At 46.3% G+C, this 18,299-nt stretch carries 18 protein-coding genes and 1 pseudogene; 6 read left to right on the forward strand and 13 right to left on the reverse strand.

Going from position 1 to position 18,299, the window contains the following annotated elements; genetic code table 11:
• Positions 1–268: 268 nt before the first annotated feature.
• From ACTS60_RS06805 to ACTS60_RS06855, 11 genes and pseudogenes are all read right to left on the reverse strand, one after another.
• Positions 269–1,363 carry an NADH:flavin oxidoreductase gene (locus ACTS60_RS06805; protein ID WP_440887622.1) on the reverse strand — a complete coding sequence of 365 codons (1,095 nt, stop codon included), beginning with the start codon at positions 1,361–1,363 and terminating at the stop codon, positions 269–271.
• A 207-nt stretch (positions 1,364–1,570) separates the two neighbouring features.
• Complete coding sequence (locus ACTS60_RS06810; protein ID WP_440887623.1) at positions 1,571–1,999, reverse strand: hypothetical protein; 429 nt, start codon at positions 1,997–1,999, stop codon at positions 1,571–1,573.
• Positions 2,000–2,015: 16 nt separating this feature from the next.
• Positions 2,016–2,885 (reverse strand): hypothetical protein, encoded by an 870-nt coding sequence (locus tag ACTS60_RS06815; protein WP_440887624.1) that lies wholly within the window; start codon positions 2,883–2,885, stop codon positions 2,016–2,018.
• A 177-nt stretch (positions 2,886–3,062) separates the two neighbouring features.
• Positions 3,063–3,212, reverse strand: a pseudogene (locus ACTS60_RS06820) (heme o synthase); the annotation flags it as partial.
• Between the two features lie 47 nt (positions 3,213–3,259).
• Positions 3,260–4,018 carry an SDR family oxidoreductase gene (locus ACTS60_RS06825; RefSeq protein WP_440887625.1) on the reverse strand — a complete coding sequence of 253 codons (759 nt, stop codon included), beginning with the start codon at positions 4,016–4,018 and terminating at the stop codon, positions 3,260–3,262.
• A 59-nt stretch (positions 4,019–4,077) separates the two neighbouring features.
• Positions 4,078–4,983 carry a 3-hydroxyisobutyrate dehydrogenase gene (gene mmsB, locus ACTS60_RS06830; protein ID WP_440887626.1) on the reverse strand — a complete coding sequence of 302 codons (906 nt, stop codon included), beginning with the start codon at positions 4,981–4,983 and terminating at the stop codon, positions 4,078–4,080.
• Positions 4,984–4,994: 11 nt separating this feature from the next.
• Complete coding sequence (locus ACTS60_RS06835; protein WP_440887627.1) at positions 4,995–6,119, reverse strand: enoyl-CoA hydratase/isomerase family protein; 1,125 nt, start codon at positions 6,117–6,119, stop codon at positions 4,995–4,997.
• A gap of 8 nt (positions 6,120–6,127) precedes the next feature.
• Positions 6,128–6,916: an enoyl-CoA hydratase gene (locus ACTS60_RS06840; RefSeq protein ID WP_440887628.1), complete on the reverse strand. Its 789-nt coding sequence runs from the start codon at positions 6,914–6,916 to the stop codon at positions 6,128–6,130.
• 34 nt (positions 6,917–6,950) lie between these two features.
• Positions 6,951–8,105: an acyl-CoA dehydrogenase family protein gene (locus tag ACTS60_RS06845; RefSeq protein WP_440887629.1), complete on the reverse strand. Its 1,155-nt coding sequence runs from the start codon at positions 8,103–8,105 to the stop codon at positions 6,951–6,953.
• 17 nt (positions 8,106–8,122) lie between these two features.
• Positions 8,123–9,616, reverse strand: coding sequence for a CoA-acylating methylmalonate-semialdehyde dehydrogenase (locus ACTS60_RS06850; RefSeq protein ID WP_440887630.1), 1,494 nt, complete (start codon positions 9,614–9,616; stop codon positions 8,123–8,125).
• 36 nt (positions 9,617–9,652) lie between these two features.
• Positions 9,653–10,864, reverse strand: a complete 1,212-nt coding sequence (locus tag ACTS60_RS06855) for a thiolase family protein (RefSeq protein ID WP_440887631.1) — start codon at positions 10,862–10,864, stop codon at positions 9,653–9,655.
• A 290-nt stretch (positions 10,865–11,154) separates the two neighbouring features.
• Between ACTS60_RS06855 and ACTS60_RS06860 the strand changes: the two genes are divergently transcribed.
• From ACTS60_RS06860 to ACTS60_RS06880, 5 genes are all read left to right on the forward strand, one after another.
• On the forward strand, positions 11,155–11,535 hold the full coding sequence (locus ACTS60_RS06860; protein WP_440887632.1) for a MerR family transcriptional regulator: 381 nt from the start codon (positions 11,155–11,157) through the stop codon (positions 11,533–11,535).
• 80 nt (positions 11,536–11,615) lie between these two features.
• Positions 11,616–12,785, forward strand: coding sequence for an isovaleryl-CoA dehydrogenase (locus tag ACTS60_RS06865; RefSeq protein WP_440887633.1), 1,170 nt, complete (start codon positions 11,616–11,618; stop codon positions 12,783–12,785).
• A gap of 21 nt (positions 12,786–12,806) precedes the next feature.
• Positions 12,807–14,411 carry a carboxyl transferase domain-containing protein gene (locus tag ACTS60_RS06870; RefSeq protein WP_440887634.1) on the forward strand — a complete coding sequence of 535 codons (1,605 nt, stop codon included), beginning with the start codon at positions 12,807–12,809 and terminating at the stop codon, positions 14,409–14,411.
• A gap of 17 nt (positions 14,412–14,428) precedes the next feature.
• Complete coding sequence (locus tag ACTS60_RS06875) at positions 14,429–15,274, forward strand: enoyl-CoA hydratase-related protein (protein ID WP_440887635.1); 846 nt, start codon at positions 14,429–14,431, stop codon at positions 15,272–15,274.
• Positions 15,271–16,173, forward strand: a complete 903-nt coding sequence (locus ACTS60_RS06880) for a hydroxymethylglutaryl-CoA lyase (protein ID WP_440887636.1) — start codon at positions 15,271–15,273, stop codon at positions 16,171–16,173. Before ACTS60_RS06875 ends, ACTS60_RS06880 begins: the two co-directional genes overlap by 4 nt.
• Before the next feature lie 18 nt (positions 16,174–16,191).
• Here the strand turns inward: ACTS60_RS06880 and ACTS60_RS06885 are convergent, their stop codons facing one another.
• Together ACTS60_RS06885 and ACTS60_RS06890 are read right to left on the reverse strand one after the other, a co-directional pair.
• A complete protein-coding gene (locus ACTS60_RS06885) occupies positions 16,192–16,743 on the reverse strand; it encodes a DUF2301 domain-containing membrane protein (protein ID WP_440887637.1) in 552 nt (183 codons plus the stop codon).
• Positions 16,744–16,820: 77 nt separating this feature from the next.
• Positions 16,821–17,699, reverse strand: a complete 879-nt coding sequence (locus ACTS60_RS06890; RefSeq protein WP_440887638.1) for a DMT family transporter — start codon at positions 17,697–17,699, stop codon at positions 16,821–16,823.
• A gap of 344 nt (positions 17,700–18,043) precedes the next feature.
• On the opposite strand from ACTS60_RS06890, the gene ACTS60_RS06895 reads away from it, so the two are divergent.
• Complete coding sequence (locus ACTS60_RS06895) at positions 18,044–18,211, forward strand: hypothetical protein (protein WP_440887639.1); 168 nt, start codon at positions 18,044–18,046, stop codon at positions 18,209–18,211.
• Positions 18,212–18,299: the final 88 nt, after the last annotated feature.

Here is an 18,299-nt window from a genome sequence, read left to right on the forward strand (position 1 = left end):
GACGCTGCCATTGGTTTAAATAAAAAAGCGAGTCAATGATACGCTCCCAAAGGGCCCTCTTTGCAAATAGTAAGGGTCTTGGCTTGTATACTTTGTTGTCGATTCTTGATTTAGACCCACCAAACCTTTAAATCGCCGCCGCGTCTACAAACCAAATCATTCTCGCTGAACCAGCATCTCGAGGTTACTTGGGTATAACTCACAATCAAAAAAGCCCCTGACACGTTAAGCATCAGGGGCTTTTTGAAATTTCATGAGTCAGAACACGTTACTTTCTGCGCTTGTAAACCACGCAGAAGTTGCCGCGCTTGGTGCGACACTTAGAGCAACGTTCGCAGTCCACTTCAGCGCGGTTACCGTCTTTCCAGCGCTTGATCAATTGTGGCTCTGCTAATAACGGACGAGAAAGCGCGAAGAATTGAATCTTGGTGTTTTGAGCCAAGTCTTCAATCGCACAGAAGTCGTTTAAGCCACCTACGGTAATCACAGGTACGTTCACATATTGGCTGATCACTTGACCGTACTCGTGGAAGTAGCCTTCTTCTTGTAGCGTGTAACCGTCGAACGATTCACCTACCATGGTGCTTGCGTTGCCATGAATGTTACCCGATACGATGATCGCATCCACGCCCACTTCTTCTAGCTTCTTACAAACAATGCGCGTTTCATCGAACGTCAAACCACCATCGAAGAACTCCGTTGCTGTCAGTTTCACCAGAATCGGGAAATCATCACCAACTAACTTGCGTGTTTCGGCATAGATCTCCATAAGGAAACGCATGCGGTTCTCAAGGCTGCCGCCGTACTGGTCTTCACGACGGTTGTAGTATGGGCTTAAGAACTGGTTGATCAAGTACGTGTGTGCCGCGTGGATTTCTACACCATCAAAGCCAGAATCTTGTGCACGCTTGCTTGCTAGCGCAAATGCTTTAACGATGTAGTCGATCTCATCTTGAGTCATCGCTTTGCCTTCCGTTTTGGTGCCACGCTCTGGCACTTCACTTGGAGCAAAAATCACACGCTCACCAACGTTGAAGGTCGTTTTTGTACCGCCGTAAGCAATCTGCATGACGATCTTAGCATCGTGCTCATGGACAAGGTCAGTCAGCTTTTTGTATTCATCGATGAAAGAGTCGTTGTAGATCCCCATCATGCCTGCGTTCGGTTTCTCTTCTTCTACAATGTTCGCATAGCCTGTAACGATCAGACCCACATCACCTTTGGCAAGTTCTTCATAAATATCGTACAGCTTGTCGGTCATGTGGCCGTCTTCTGTCGCCATATTTTCCCACGTTGCACTACGTACAAAACGGTTCTTTAGTGCCATGTTGCCAATGCGGGCTTCTGAAAACAAAATGCTCAAGTCCAGTCCTCTTAAAATCTGTCTTTTTAGTTTTATACATCTCTACCGAGCAAGAACGAAAAAGGAACAGCGATACACAAAGCATGGCTGTTCCTTCTCTGAATTTCTGTTCAGTGCGATGAGCGACGCGAACCTTACCGCCAAAACTGCGGCAAAACTTTAATCTGGATTAAGATTTGTTGAGATAAATAGGTAAGCGTACAAACTCTATTTTACCTCTTCGTGTTCTTTTACTGAGCATTCTGGTTGCATGATTTTTCCTTTGTTGAACGAGACTTCACAGTTGACAAGGACACTCCCACTTTGCAAGTAAAAATAATCCAATACAAAAAACAGTTTAGTGCCTCGTTTTCCGTAATCTTCGACAAAAACGCCTGCAGAGTCAGTAAAAGCTAAAACCTCTTTATCTAATAAAATAGAGTTTATTTTCTTGGAGTCGTTTAGCGTATAACTGGGTGTATCAATGGTATCTATCTCAATTAAGGGATTTACTTCCATATTGTGAATCGCAATCCTCACTAACTGCTCATTTACTCGATAGCTACTTACAGAACTTAAAGATGCAGGGAGTACAGCGTAAACACTATAAGGAATCAAAAAAACGATACACATCAAGATACTTTTCAAATTAGTCATAGGAATCACCTTAAGGCTATTGTAGGAACTTAGATCTAGCCTCAAATCTATCTTGAGGCACACTCTGCCAATTAGCACGATTACTCATAACTTCTTTGAATGCTTTAACATCATTCCTTACCACAATAGGCTGAATTAACGCTCTCATTGCAGGACTGTAATCACCTCTAAACTTTAAATCAACAAGAACTTCTTTTATTTTCTCATCTAAATTATCCCAATCTGTAACTCCGTAGCGATTAACTACATCTAACTTTTTACAAATTCTAATGACTTCTGACTTTTCATGATCATAACTAATTTTGAATAACTTAATTTGAGCATCGGTTGTTAGCTCAAAATCTAATAAATCATTATCGATTATGAAGCTTCGCGCTTGAGCTCCTTTTAAACCTCTAGCTTTGAGTAGTATTGTGACTCTCTCTTGCTTGACCCCAGAAAGTGCAAGGTCACGACGAATTGTTGTGATTGATTTGAGCTTCAAATCATAACCTCTTCCTAGTGTAAGCCCAGAGTTTTCACTTGGTACATGTAGTTTTCTACTATGAAACCTACCTCCCTCATTACCTTCCGAGTTCCAAGTTAAAGCTCCTTCTTTCGGTGGACTAATTGACTTAACTGTAAATGTAATAGCTAAGACTTCTTTAAGAGCTTTAAAAGTATTCCCATTGGGTATGACACTTTCATCTAATAGCTGTTTATGTTGGGTGGATTTCTTAAAATTAAGCAGCGATTGTGATGTTCTTTCGTCAAACACTCCAGTTATATTGATAATAGGTAGACCCTTTTTACGATTAAAAACATTTAGAAGAGCCTGGATTTTCTTTACATCACTACTTTTGTTAGCTCTATTTTTTCCTACTGGTTTCTCTATTGTTAATAGCACTTTATATTACTTAGTCGAAATATGATCAAACCCATTTATGAACAAATATTTTAAACGTAACCAATTTAACTAGGCTGTACTTAGTAAGAAAATTTAGGCATTACTTTTGCGATACTAGCTTAATAAAAATGCAATATATATGTTTATCATAAAGAGCGAACCACATAGATACGCTCTTTAATGAATGGACGGCAGTGAAATCAATTCTAAACCAAGCACGCCGCTGATACTCATTACAACCAATAACGACACCTTAAACACCGCTTTGGACCATTGGATGTAGTTGCTGTAATCCACTTTTTGGAACGTCACACGCGTCCATATAAAGCGTGTAAATAGAGGCAAAATGTACCAAATGCAAAATAACCCTATCTTCACATTCTCATTCCGCCATCCACTTCGAGCACTCGCCCTGTAAAGTAGTCATTTTCGAGAATGTATTTCACGGCATGAGCAATTTCGCTTGTCTCTCCCATCCTACCGACTGGTATCATCTTTTGCAGCCGGTCTATGGCTTCTGGTTTCATTTGGTCCGCCATAGCGGTCTTTACGACACCGGGTGCAATAGCGGCTGCGCGAATACCGTATCTGGCGAGTTCTCTTGCCCATGTTGTTGCCATGGTTGCGACGGCGGCTTTAGATGCAGAGTAATTGGTTTGTCCAATATTGCCCGCTCTCGCCACGCTGGAGATGTTAATGATGGCGCCCTTCGAGCCACTCTCGATCATTTTGACTGCCGCTTCTCGACCACACAAGAACGTTCCCGTGACATTGACGTTCATCACTAAGTTGAACTGCTCAAGCGACATCTTGGTGATCTCGCCGTCTTTGGCTTTGACTAACAACCCGTCTCGCAAAACGCCGGCGTTGTTGACTAAGCCATTCAGCTGACCAAAGTCTTGAAGAATCTCATCAAAGGTTTCTTCCACTTCACATTCATTGGTGACGTCGAGTCGGTAGATCAACGCTTTGGCACTTAGCATTCGGCATTGCTCTTGAGTATTCAGAAGTCCGGTCTCGTTAACATCTAGCAGCGCCAAATCCGCTCCCGCTTGAGCAAGACTTACCGCCATCATCTGCCCTAGCCCTTGGCCCGCACCGGTGATTGCAATGACACTGTCTTTTAAATCCATATCTGTACTCCATTACTGGATAACTTCCATGCTTAAACGCCTGATAGGGAATCTCTCTTTTAGCCCTTCTGATTCTTATAGAATTCAAACAAACTTGAAAAATCGAGCTCCGCATGACCGCTGGCACTGTGAAATGCATAAAGATTACGAGCCAAAGAGCCCATTGGGACGGAAGAATTGGTTTGTAATGCCGCATCCAAACCTAAACCAAGGTCTTTCAGCATCAACTTACTCATAAAGCCCGGGTTGTATTGATTGCTCGCAGGGGCTGAGTCCATCACACCGGGACATGGGTTATAAAGCTCCAACGCCCAGTTGCGACCAGAACTTTGCAGCATAATGTTGGATAAGACCTTAGGGTCAAGTCCGTGGTCGATACCAAGATTGAGCGCTTCACAGGTTCCCGACATCAAAATGCCCAACATCAGGTTGTTACAGATCTTCGCCATCTGACCGTCGCCCGCTTTACCTGCGTGGAACACGTTCTTACCCATGTATCGCAAGATCGCATTGGCTTTGGAGAATGCTTCGTCCGAGCCACCAACAATAAAGGTCAGCGTCGCGGCTTTTGCGCCTGCCACACCACCAGAAACTGGGGAATCAACAAACAACAACCCCTTGTTTTGTGCTTCGTTTGCCACTAAACGAGCGGAATCTGGATCGATGGTCGAACAGTCGATAAGTAAAGCATTATCCTGCACGATATTGAGCAGACCGACACCACCATGCAAATCGCCCAAATACACCGCTCGCACATGTGCGCCAGCAGGTAGCATAGTGATAACGATTCCGGCTCCGTCCACTACCTCTTCTAATGTGCTAGCAACCATCGCACCAAACGGTTCGAGTTGCTTGGCGGCGTTCACATCCACATCAAACACTTGCACGTGAAACCCTGACGCCAATAGGTTTTGTGCCATTGGACTACCCATGTTGCCCAAGCCAATAAATGCAATAGTACTCATGTTGTCTCTCCTTATTTTCCTAGCTGTGCAAGTGGATGTTCCTCTTCTGACCAAAGTGAAGTGAACAAGGTATCAATGACGCTTTTGTCGACGTCACTAACGCTGTTAAACATCCATTTTGGATTACCGTCTTTATCCACCAATCTCGAGCGCACGCCCTCTTCAAACTCACCGAGTAGCGCACTGCGAACCGACAACGTCAGCTCCAAACGGAAACAATCCGCTAACGACAATCGGTGATACTCTTTGACTTGTCTAAAGCAGATATGTGCGGTGATTGGACTGCCTGCCACAAACGATTTTTTAGCAACCTCTAGCCATTGGGTTCTACCTTCCATCGCTTGAATACGCTGGGCAATTTGATTTAAGTCATAGCCTTTGCAGGCTTCTTTAATTTGATCGAGATAAGGACAGATCTGTGTTGTCGGCTTACTATCAATGACCTGTTCTTCCATCAGTTGAAGCAAAGCACTGACTAGCGATTTCGCATCGGCAGATCGCCAGTCCACTTGTTTCAATTCTTCTAGCAACGCTGGATATTGCTCTTCCAACAGCAACCATTCTGCCAAACCAATAGTGACAGCGTCACTCGAATTTACTATTGCACCGGTTAATCCGAGGAACAAGCCCACCTCAGGATCGATTTGGCTTAAAAACCAAGTACCACCCACGTCTGGATAAAGCCCGATATTAATCTCTGGCATCGCAAGGCGAGATTTAGGGGTGACAACTCTATGACTGGTACCCATGAACAAGCCCATGCCACCGCCCATCACTATCCCTTCACCCCAGCCGATGATTGGTTTTGGGTAGGTATGAATCAAATAGTCACATTCGTATTCGAGCGAGAAGTAGTTAGAACAAAACTCGGCAGCCTTTTCTTTACTCTTCTCGTGCATAACGTGGTACATGGTTCGTACATCACCCCCTGCACAAAAGGCTTTCTCACCCGCTCCATTTAAGATGACACAAACCAACTCCTTATCATCTTGCCATTCAATAAGCTGGTCATTGAGTTCTGCCAACATATCGTAAGTCAACGCGTTCAATGAAGCCGTGTTGTCTAACGTCGCGATACCAATTCGGTGCACGCCGTCTAAGCAATCTATTTCGCTAATGGTTACTTTCCCTGTCATGCGACCTCCTATTGATTCTTCCAGTTGGGTTTACGCTTTTCTAAGAAGGCACGAACCCCCTCGGTTTGGTCTTCGGTATCGAATAAGTTTAGAAACAATTCTCGCTCTTTAATCAGACCATGTTTGAGTGGCGCTGAGCGCATGTTTTGGATAAGCGCTTTACATGCGGTTACCGAAGACGGCGATTGATTGGCAACCGATTCTGCAAGCTCAATGGCTTTATTAAGCGCTCCACCTTTTGCCACCAATTCTTCCACTAGACCGAGCTCTCGGGCTTGCGCAGCACTGACTTGTTCACCACACAAAATGATGCGCTTTGCCCAACCTTCACCAACCAGCGCAGTCAGATTTTGCGTACCACCAGCACAAGGCAGTAAACCTACCTTCGCCTCTGGCAATGCCAACACGGCTTGCTCTTCCGCCACACGAATATCACACGCTAACGCGACTTCTAAACCACCTCCCATGGCATAACCGTTGATGGCAGCAATTGAAACCCCTCTAAATGCAGAGAGCGTTTCAAAGGCTTCACCAAAGATGCGCGCCATCTCTAATGCAACCGCTTTATCACCATCGGCAAACAACTTTAGGTCTGCACCCGCCGAAAAAAACTTCTCACCATTCCCCGTTAGTACTAGCGCGTAAACGTCTTTGTTGTCGTTTAGTGCCAGCACTAGCTCTTTCAATGCGGTTAAGCTTTCTGACGTCCAAGTATTAGCGGGCGGGTTGTTCATTATCACCACCGCAACGTGGTTGCTGATGGTATGTTGAATCGCTTGTTGTTCTGTTAATGACATATCTCTGAGTCCTTTCTTGATGAAGTCGGTGCATTTAGAGCAGCGCCGACTCTTCTGCGAGCAATCGACGCGCAATGATCAATCGCATGATCTCGTTGGTACCTTCCAAGATTTGGTGTACTCGTACATCACGGAAATAGCGCTCCATTGGGTATTCTTTGATGTAGCCATAGCCACCGTAAAGTTGCAGCGCTTGGTCACAGACTTGAAACCCGACGTCGGTTGCAAAGCGTTTTGCCATGGCACAATAAGTCGTGGCGTCTGGGTCACCTCGGTCTAACTTACTCGCGGCATAACGCACCAGTTGGCGAGCAGCGACAAGCTCGGTTGCCATGTCTGCCAGTTTGAATTGCAACGCTTGGAATTGAGCTAGTGATTTGCCGAACTGTTTACGTTCTTGCATGTACTGCGCCGCTTGATTCAACGCTTGCTGAGCCGTGCCAACAGAACAAGTAGCGATGTTGATGCGTCCACCATCCAAACCTTTCATAGCGAACACAAACCCTTGACCTTCTTCACCCAGCAAATGTGACGCAGGAATAGAAACGTTATCGAAAGTCACCGCGCGTGTTGGCTGACTATTCCAACCCATTTTCGGTTCTTTACGCCCGTAGCTAAGGCCGTCTGCATCGGCGGGGACAACAAATGCAGATACGCCTTTCGCGCCCGCATCGCCGGTTCTCGCCATCACGACTAAAACTTCGGTATCGCCTGCGCCAGAAATAAAGGTTTTGCCACCGTTGACTACGTAGTTATCGCCTTGCTTAGTCGCAGAAGTCGTTAAAGATGCCGCGTCCGAGCCTGCGTTTGGCTCTGTTAAACAATAAGATCCGAGAAATTCACCCGTAATAAGTTTCGGACAGAATGCGTCTTTTACTTCATCGGTAGCAAAGCTTGCCACCATCCAAGTCACCATGTTGTGAATGGTCATAAATGCTGTGGTCGATGTGCACCCCATAGATAGTTGCTCGAAGATGATAGATGCATCCAAACGACTTAAGCTCAAACCGCCTTGCTCTTCTGGTGTGTAGAGGCTCAAGAAACCGAGTTCTCCTGCCTCTCGTAGGATGTCTTTCGGGAAGATTTGCTTTTCATCCCACTCTGCTGCCATTGGCGCTAAACGCTCTGCTGCAAACTGCTGAGCCGTGTCGGCAAACATGCGTTGATCTTCGTTGAGTTCAAAATCCATATGAGCTCCTTACTTCGTTAGCGCAAGTTAATAGTGAGGTTTGGACCGGTTGGGATATCATCATCAAACCAACGAGCCGTCACGGTTTTGGTCTCGGTGTAGAAGCGCACCGCTTGTTTGCCGTAGGCGTGCAAATCACCGTAAAAGCTGCCGCGCCAACCTGTAAACGAGAAGAATGGCAAAGGCACTGGTATCGGCACATTCACACCTACCTGCCCGACTTGGATCTCATGTTGATACTTTCTCGCTGCGGCACCATTCGCAGTGAAGATGGAAGTGCCGTTGCCGTATGGGTTGCGATTCACGAGATCTATCGCTTCTTGTAACGTGTCGACCTCAATACACACCAAAACAGGTCCGAAGATTTCTTGGGTGTAAATCGACATCTCAGTGGTAACGCCACTGAATAAAGTCGGACCGACCCAGTTACCTTCTGGGAAGCCTTCTACTTCACATTGGCTACCATCAAGTTCACACACCGCGCCTTGTTTCTTGCCTTCTTCAATCAAACCGAGCACACGCTGTTTTGCTTGTTCGCTGATCAAAGGACCATACGCAGCATTCTCATCATCCCAAGCGCCAGGGTGCACTTTCGCCATTTCTTGTTTTAAATCGGCAATCCATTCTTTCGAACTGCCTACAAACACAGCGACGGAAATCGCCATACAACGTTGCCCTGCTGCACCAACCGAAGAACCAACTAAGTTATTCACCACTTGGCTTTTGTTCGCATCTGGCATCACTACCATGTGGTTTTTCGCGCCAGCAAAGGCTTGAACACGTTTAAAGTTCTGCGTGCCTGTCGTGTAGATGTATTGCGCTACAGGTACAGATCCAACGAAAGAAACCGCTTGGATATCGGGATGTTTCAACAACAAATCGACCTGCTCCTTTCGACCGTGCACGATTTGCAGCACGCCTTTTGGTGCACCAGCTTCCTCAAACAATTCAGCCAATCGAATAGACGTTAGCGGCACTTGGTCAGAAGGTTTAAGGACAAAGGTATTTCCGCTCGCAATCGCAATTGGAAACATCCACAGAGGGATCATGGCGGGGAAGTTAAATGGCGTAATACCGCAGCACACCCCAAGCGGTTGAATAAGGGAGTAGCTGTCGATATCTGTAGCGACATTTTCGACGGTTTCTCCCATCATGTTGCTGGCAATATTGGCAGCTTGCTCAACCACTTCGATACCACGCCATACGTCCCCTTTTGCATCCGCAAAAATCTTGCCCGTTTCGTGAGAAAGTAGCGTTGCCAGTTCATCATGATGTTCTTTAAGAAGATGTTGATAGCGCAGCATTAAGCGCGCACGTTCAGAAACGGCAACATCTTTCCAGCAGGTAAAGGTGGCTTTTGCGCTTTCGATTGCTGCGTGCATCTCTTCATCTGTGGCGCAAGGCAAGCGCGCAATTACGTCGTTGGTGGCAGGGTTTGTCACTTCTACCCAGTCCTTTGCTTGAGATTCACGAAACTCACCATCGATGAATAAGGGAACCGTGCGAGTCATAATCTAGTCCTTTGTTAACGTTTATCGTAATTGGAATTAAAGCGGTATCTCGATACCAATGGCAGTGGCCTCACCACCACCGATACACAGTGATGCAACTCCTCGCATCACCTTTTTATTGGTGTTGTCACCGCCTACGCCGAGTGATTGCAGTTGGCGCAGGCTATGAATGAGCGTCACCAAAATACGTGCGCCACTCGCGCCAATTGGATGCCCGAGCGCACAAGCCCCACCTTTGATGTTCACCTTGTTTTTATCGATACCCAATTGACGCACTGCAATTTGCGTTACTACGGCGAAAGCTTCGTTGATCTCCCAAAGATCGACTTCGTTCACCGACCAATCGAGTTGAGACAACAACTGCTCTATTGCAAATACGGGCGCGAGGGTAAATTCAGCAGGCTTTCTGGCATGGGTCGAGTGCCCTTTGATCATTGCCATTGGTGATAAGCCCTGATGTTGCGCGGTTTCCGAATCCATCAATATCAGAGCAGCAGCACCATCAGAGATCGCACTGGAGTTTGCTGCAGTAACTGAACCGTTCTTATCGAAAGCAGGCTTAAGTTGGGGGATTTTTTCGAGTTTGATGGATTGCGGATGTTCGTCGTAATCTAATATTGAAGAAGTATGGTGTGTAGTAATGTCTATTGGAGAGATTTCGTCATCAAACAAGCTTTTCTCTTGCGCTTCTAGTGCTCTCGTTGCAGATAGGATTGCCCATTCATCCATTTGTTCACGAGTAAATTCCGAATGGTCAGCAGTTTGCTGTGCATAAACGCCCATCAGCTGTCCTTCATACGCATCTTGTAGTCCATCAAGAAACATATGGTCGTAAGTAGATTGGTGCCCCATTCGCATGCCATTACGAGCTTCTTTCAGCAAATATGGCGCGTTGGTCATACTTTCCATTCCACCAGCCACAGCACTGCGAATACTGCCCGCTTTGATGAGATCGTGAGCCAGCATGACGCTCTTCATTCCTGAGCCGCAAACCTTGTTGATGGTGGTACAGCCTGTAGTTAATGGAAGGTCTGCGCCTAGCGCTGCTTGCCTTGCTGGTGCTTGTCCACAGCCAGCAGGTAATACACAGCCCATGTAGACTTCATCGACTTCGCTAATACCACCAGCATCCATTGCCGCTTTGATCGCAAATGCCCCTAATTGAGGCGCTGAATAACCTTGTAACTGACCTTGAAAGCGCCCGATTGGCGTTCGCTTTGCACTGACAATCCAGATGTCGTTTCCCATGATCTCGTCCCTTCTGACGATAATTCACAGTTCACGAACTCATCCCTCACACCTGCTACCACGGAGCTTTCACACAGAATGTGTTGTCACTCCAGCCTCTCATAAAACGATGAATTATCGCACTGTGATTTCTTGACGTTTACGTAAGCATAGCACTAACATTTACGTTAACGTAAAGAAACACATTAATAACAACACAAATTTATTCTCATGCTTTTAGCCATCATATTCAGATAAGGGCATGAAGAATTTTTAAGAAGCCAAAACTTTTAATGAGAGGGACACGCCGCGTGGACAAATACAAGATTAGCGACCTCGCCAAGGAGTTCGACATCACGACCCGAAGCATTCGTTTTTATGAAGATGTCGGGCTGATTGAGCCAGAACGAAAAGGCAACATTCGCGTCTATCAGCGTAGAGATAAGATTCGTCTCAAGTTGATTTTACGTGGTAAACGCTTGGGCTTTTCACTTGCAGAAATTCGAGAACTGTTCGAGCTGTACGATACCCAGCAAAGTGATGGACAACTGCTTAAAATGCTAACCATCATTGATGATAAACAAGCACATTTACAACAGCAACTAGACGACATTAGCGTTGTGATGAACGAATTAGAAACCGCCAAAGAGCGATGCAAACAAGCGCTAATTAATAATAAAGTTAACAATTAATAGCACCATTAATTTCCAAGCCCAAGCAGTGTAACTCGAACCTTATTCGTACTAATAAGTACTTTCAACAGGGAAATGTTATGAAAAGCAGCTACACCCCACTCAACTTTGGGCTTGGTGAAACCATCGATATGCTCCGAGACCACGTCAATGCGTTTGCCACCGAGCATGTTGCCCCTATCGCGTCAGACATCGACCGCGATAACCAATTCCCCAATCATCTGTGGTTAAAGTTTGGTGAAATGGGCTTACTCGGCGTGACTGTCGACGAAGAGTTTGGCGGTGCTGGCATGGGTTATCTTGCTCATGTTGTCGCGATGGAAGAGATCAGCCGAGCTTCGGCGTCTGTCGCGCTCAGTTACGGCGCACATTCCAACCTTTGTGTTAACCAAATCTTTCGCAATGGCTCCCCGGCCCAACGAGAAAAGTACTTGCCCAAATTGATCAATGGGTCTCACGTTGGTGCCCTAGCCATGAGTGAACCAAACTCAGGTTCTGACGTGGTTAGCATGCAGCTTCGTGCTGAAGATAAGGGCGATCACTTTCTGATGAACGGCAACAAAATGTGGATCACTAACGGTCCTGATGCCGACACCTTAGTGGTTTACGCGAAAACCGATCCCGATGGTGGTTCTCGAGGCATCACCGCCTTCATTATTGAGCGCGAGTTCGAAGGCTTTAGCCATGCTCAGAAGCTCGACAAACTTGGCATGCGCGGCTCCAACACCTGTGAATTAGTGTTCCAAGATTGTGTCGTACCAAAAGAGAATATACTGGGAGAACTAAACCGTGGTGTCGAAGTGTTAATGAGTGGTTTGGATTACGAACGCGTGGTACTCGCCGCTGGACCGCTTGGCATCATGCAAGCCTGTATGGACGAAGTGGTGCCGTATGTGCATGACCGCAAACAATTTGGCAAATCCATTGGTGAATTCCAATTAGTGCAAGGAAAGCTTGCTGACATGTATTCACGCATGAACGCCGCCAAAGCTTATGTTTATGCTGTCGCAGCAGCATGTGACCGAGGTGAATGCACACGTAAAGATGCCGCTGGTGTGATCCTTTACAGTGCAGAACTAGCGACACAAATGTCCCTCGATGCTATTCAGCTGCTGGGCGGTAATGGCTACATCAACGAATACGCGACCGGACGTTTGCTCCGTGACGCCAAACTGTATGAGATTGGCGCCGGCACATCTGAAATTCGCCGCATGTTAATTGGACGAGAGCTGTTCGAAGAGTCTCGCTAACCCACCGACAAGGAAGTCACAATGGCAATCATTAAAAGTAAAACCAAGCCAACCGACGAGCTGTTCTTGTCGAACAAAGCGGTCATGACCGAGTTGGTGAACAACCTCAATGCTGATATCAAAGCCATCAAACAAGGTGGCGGACAGAAAGCCATCGACCGCCAACGTCTGAAAGGAAAACTCCCTGTTCGTGAGCGTGTCATGCTCCTTTTAGATGAGGGCAGCGAGTTTCTTGAAGTGGGACAATTTGCCGCTTGGAACGTCTACGAAGAGTCGATTCCATGCGCTGGTGTGGTTGCTGGCATTGGCACCATTGAAGGCATTCAATGCATGGTGATCGCCAACGACCCCTCAGTTAAAGGCGGCACCTATTACCCACTCACAGTGAAAAAGCATCTGCGCGCGCAAGAGATCGCCCAACGTTGCCAATTGCCTTGCGTCTATTTGGTGGATTCTGGTGGCGCGAACCTCCCTCATCAAGCGGAAGTGTTTGCTGATAAAGAGCACTTTGGGCGTATCTTCTTCAATCAAGCCAGAATGTCGGCGCAAGGCATTCCTCAAGTCGCGGTTGTGATGGGGCTTTGTACCGCAGGCGGCGCTTATGTACCCGCCATGTCGGACGTTTCCATTATGGTCAAAGAGCAAAGCACCATCTTCTTGGCAGGTCCACCGCTAGTAAAAGCCGCAACCGGAGAGATCGTCACTGATGAGGAGTTAGGTGGTGCCGACGTGCATTGTCGTAAGTCTGGCGTTGCCGATTACTACGCAGAAAACGACCAACACGCATTACAGCTTGCGCGAGAAGCTATCTCAAATACGAATCAATCACTCCCGGTTCAAAGCGATAAACCAGTATTACCACCACGTTACGACGCCGAAGAGATGTACGGTATCGTCAATGCGAATCTGCGCTTGTCTTTTGATGTTCGAGAGATCATTGCTCGTGTGGTTGATGACTCAGACTTCGATGAATTCAAAGCACTCTATGGCAAGACTTTAGTGTGCGGTTTCGCTCGAATCCACGGCAATCTGATTGGTATTGTGGCGAACAACGGCATCTTATTTTCTGAGTCCTCACAGAAAGGTGCCCACTTTATTGAGCTGTGTGCCAAACGCAAAATTCCCCTGCTCTTTTTACAAAACATCACCGGGTTTATGGTCGGTAAGAAGCTCGAAGCGGAAGGCATCGCAAAGCACGGTGCAAAACTGGTGATGGCAGTCGCGTGTGCAGACGTACCCAAGTTCACCGTGATTATTGGTGGCTCTTACGGCGCAGGCAACTACGGCATGTGCGGCCGCGCTTATGATCCGACCATGATGTGGATGTGGCCAAACGCGCGAATCTCGGTAATGGGCGGAGAACAAGCCGCTGGTGTGCTCACTCAAGTGCGCCGAGAAGTGAAAAAGCGCCAAGGTGAAGACTGGCCAGAACCAGAAGAAAGTGCATTCCGAAAATCTATCGTAGACTTGTATGAGTCTCAGGGGCATCCCTACTACGCCAGCGCACGTTTGTGGGATGACGGCATCATCGACCCAAAAGAGACGCGTCAGGTACTAGCTCAAGCATTAAAAGCAGCACTCAATGCGCCAATTCCTGACAGCAACTTTGGCATATTTAGAATGTAGAGAAGAAAGGACGTCACATGCAGGATCATCAACCGAGTATCATCCCCAATACCAAACGACAAGATGAAGTACTTTGGAACGTCGATGAATTCGGCGTAGCAACGCTTACCCTCAATCGTACAGAAAAGCACAATGCGTTTGATGCCTGCATGATTGATCTGCTGATCCACAGGCTGGACTACCTCGCTTTGCGCACCGACGTTCGCTGCTTGGTTTTACGCAGCAATGGAAACCACTTCTCTTCAGGTGCTGATTTAAACTGGATGAAATCCATGGCAAACAGCACCAGAAAACAAAATCTCGAGGACGCACAGAATCTCGCACGCTTGATGCACACCTTAGATGGCTTCCCTCAACCCACGATTGCGGTTGTGCAAGGTTCTGCCTTTGGCGGCGCATTAGGTTTGATTTGTTGCTGTGATATTGCCATCGCTGCAGACAATGCCAACTTCTGCTTGAGTGAGGTAAAACTGGGGTTGGTACCCGCAACCATCTCTCCTTATGTGATGCGAGCAATGGGCAACCGTCAAGCTCGTCGTTACATACTCAGTGCCGAAGTGATTAACGCAGCCCAAGCAGAAAAGTTTGGCATTGTGCATGAGGTTCATCAGTTAGATAACATCGAAGCCGTTGTAGAGAGCTTAGTTAGTTCATTGCTGCTTAACAGCCCAGATGCTATGCGTAAAGCGAAAGACTTGTGCCATCAGTGTCACCAGAACCCTATCGATACACAACTGATCCAATACACGAGCCAGCTAATAGCCGATATTCGCGTATCGCCACATGGACAAGATGGCTTACAAGCCTTTCTGGAAAAACGCACACCAGGTTGGGCAATCAAGCCTCCTAAGGACAAAAAATGAAATTGCCAAATAAGGTTAACATTGTTGAAGTTGGTGCAAGGGACGGATTACAAAATGAATCGCCGGTCTCCACACATGCCAAAATCCGCTTAATCGATCTCCTTTCGGACACTGGACTCACCCACATTGAGGCTGGCTCTTTTGTCTCTCCCAAATGGGTTCCTCAAATGGCCGATTCTCTTGAGGTAATGAAAAACATTACTCACCGACACAACGTCATCTATTCGGCGTTAACACCTAATGTGCAAGGTTTTGAGAAGGCGTTAGAAGCAGGTGCTACACAAGTCGCTATTTTTACTTCTTCATCTGAAGGATTCTGTCAGTACAACATTAATTGCTCAATTGCGGAGAGTCTCACTCGCTTTGAACCAGTGATTGAATTGGCTGCAAAACATAGTATTCCGGTTCGTGGTTACCTATCTTGCGTTGTTGATTGCCCCTATGATGGGCCAACCAAACCGGAACAAGTCGCCAGAATTGCCAATCTTTTACAAGAGCTGGGCTGTTATGAGGTTTCTCTGGGAGATACCATCGGCACAGGTACGCCCATTCGCATCGCTAAAATGCTTGAAGCAGTGCAAGTAAAAGTCCCAACCGACAAGCTCGCTGTGCATTTTCACGATACATGGGGACAAGCGTTGGCGAATATCTACCAAGCCTTAACGATGGGCATCAATACCATCGATAGCAGTGTGGCTGGCCTCGGAGGATGCCCTTATGCTCATGGCGCATCGGGCAATGTCGCCACCGAAGATGTTCTCTACCTTTGCCAAGGCTTAGGAATCGAGACCGGAGTAGATTTGGAGTTGCTTGCTAAAGCAGGATGGATGATCAGTGAAGAATTAAACCGTCAACCGACTTCGAAAGTCTCTATGGCACTAAAGCAGCATTCTATTTAGTCAGAGCAATAAGCTCACTTAAATTTCATAATTCGCTTTGATACCGATATCAAAGTGCAGCGGCATGCGCCATTTGGCAAAGGATAAGAAACCCATGATCAATCCTGCCAGCAACATAGTAATAGCTGCAAGAATTGGAAGGTTAAACCACAATGCAAACGTTGCTACAGCGAGAAACGCAGGCACCATTTTCAAACCCGGAACCTTAAAGCAAAAAGACTCTTTGAGAGCGATACCCGAAAAGGTCACAAAGATAAAACCAAGCGCCAACCACACACGCTGAAGCTCCAAGTCACTTACCATCAATAGCAAGCCAATCCAAGATGCCCAACTGATAACAGCACGCACGTGTTTGCTATAAATATGTATATTTGCCGCAGACAGTGCACTTGCAACACAGAGTGCAATCACAGAAGCTTGATACGCAAACAATGAGCTAGTAATAGCCCCAGAAACAATTATCGAAAGGCAAAGTAGTGCGATAGCAAACAATGTGATGCCAAAGCGGTAAAGGCTCACACTGAGTTTATCGAGTAAATCGAGCGTTTCTTGATATTCTGTATTTGCCATCAATAAGCGTCCTGCCGAAAGAATAATAAGAGATTTAGTAAACCAGCGAAATGTTATCACTGCTTTGTAAGTTTAGTTTAAGCGCGTTTTGGAAAACGAAGTTTACCGCCAGTACGGTAGATAACCAATGAGAATAAGATAAGTGCACAACCAACCAATTTATTGGACGTAAGCACTTCGGCGTACCAAATCACACTCAAAATTACCGTCCAAACTGGCTCAAGGATCATAATCAGTGCTGCGTTGCCAGCTTGAACAAACTTCTGTCCCATAGTTTGCATCACATAACGCAAACTGGTTGCCAAAAGCGTACTTAATGCGAACCAAACCCAAATAGACGTCGACACCTCTGTCGGTACGGTTTCCACTAAGGATGAAATAAGTAGGCCAATCAAACCTGTCACAAACAGCTGGATACACGTTAGCAACAGCACTGGCAGTTTTTGCGAGTACTTACTGTTCACGTTGAAGTGTAAAGCCAGCATGAGAGCAGCTCCCAAGAACCATAGTTGACTGGAAGATTGTTGCCAACCACCTGCAAGCGATAAGCACCCTAGACCAATGATAGCAATGGGTAGAGAGATCCAGAAAATACGTTGTGGACGTTGCCTAAACATAATCCACGCAACGATAGGCACAAACAGCATCGATAGGCTCATGATGAATGCACCCTCGCCTAGGGTGTCACTGATTGAAATTGCATGGATCCAACACATCAACGCACCGCCAAGCAGTGCGCCGACACCAGCCGCCGCAAATATGTCTTTCTTATTTGCAGCACGAAATGGCTTAATACACAACGGCAACAAGCACAACGAAGCGATAGTAAATCGCAGCCCAATAAATCCAAATGGAGGAAGGCCTTGAATGGTTTCTTTAGAAAAAATCCACCCTAATGCCGCGATCATCGTAGTAGCGACGAGCACGAATGCAGCTTTGCGTTCTGAGTTAAGCATAATGACTCACAAAAAAGACCCTGCAAGAAAATCGTCAGAGGCCTATACATCATTGATTTAAATGTGTGTTAGACAGTTATATTTACATCGCAAATGCTGAACTAAATGTGTACTTAGACTGAGGAGTGCTAACGTTTGCGAAGCGCTCGCAGTATACATTGTGACTTAATTGTCATCGAGGAAATTACTGTGAAACCCTATCATTTTTTTGAATCTTGATATCATCAAAACAGCCGTCGAACTCTTAGGCAAAAACTCAAATACACTAAGGAATAACCTAACCCTAAATCGGGAGCAAAATGTTAAAATAACAACGAATTAAAACAGACATCAGGAGGTGCTTTATGAGACATTCAACCGTACTCTTTTTCATTCTGATTGCCCTGCTTATTATTGCGCCTATCGCACTAGGCTCACTGTTTAGTCTTATCACCTCTCTACGCGTAAGCAACATCGAAGCCGACCCAATTTCTGTCACGCACGTCTATACCCAAGTGACTTCAAAATGCTAGATTCAGAGCGTTGTCATTGATTCGAGGTCAAGGAAAACAACGCAGTGGAATAGCGAGCTCTTTCCAAGTTGTTTGAAGCAGAGATCGA

It is taken from the genome of Vibrio sp. WZ-1, assembly GCF_052037695.1.
In the GTDB taxonomy this organism is placed as follows: domain Bacteria; phylum Pseudomonadota; class Gammaproteobacteria; order Enterobacterales; family Vibrionaceae; genus Vibrio.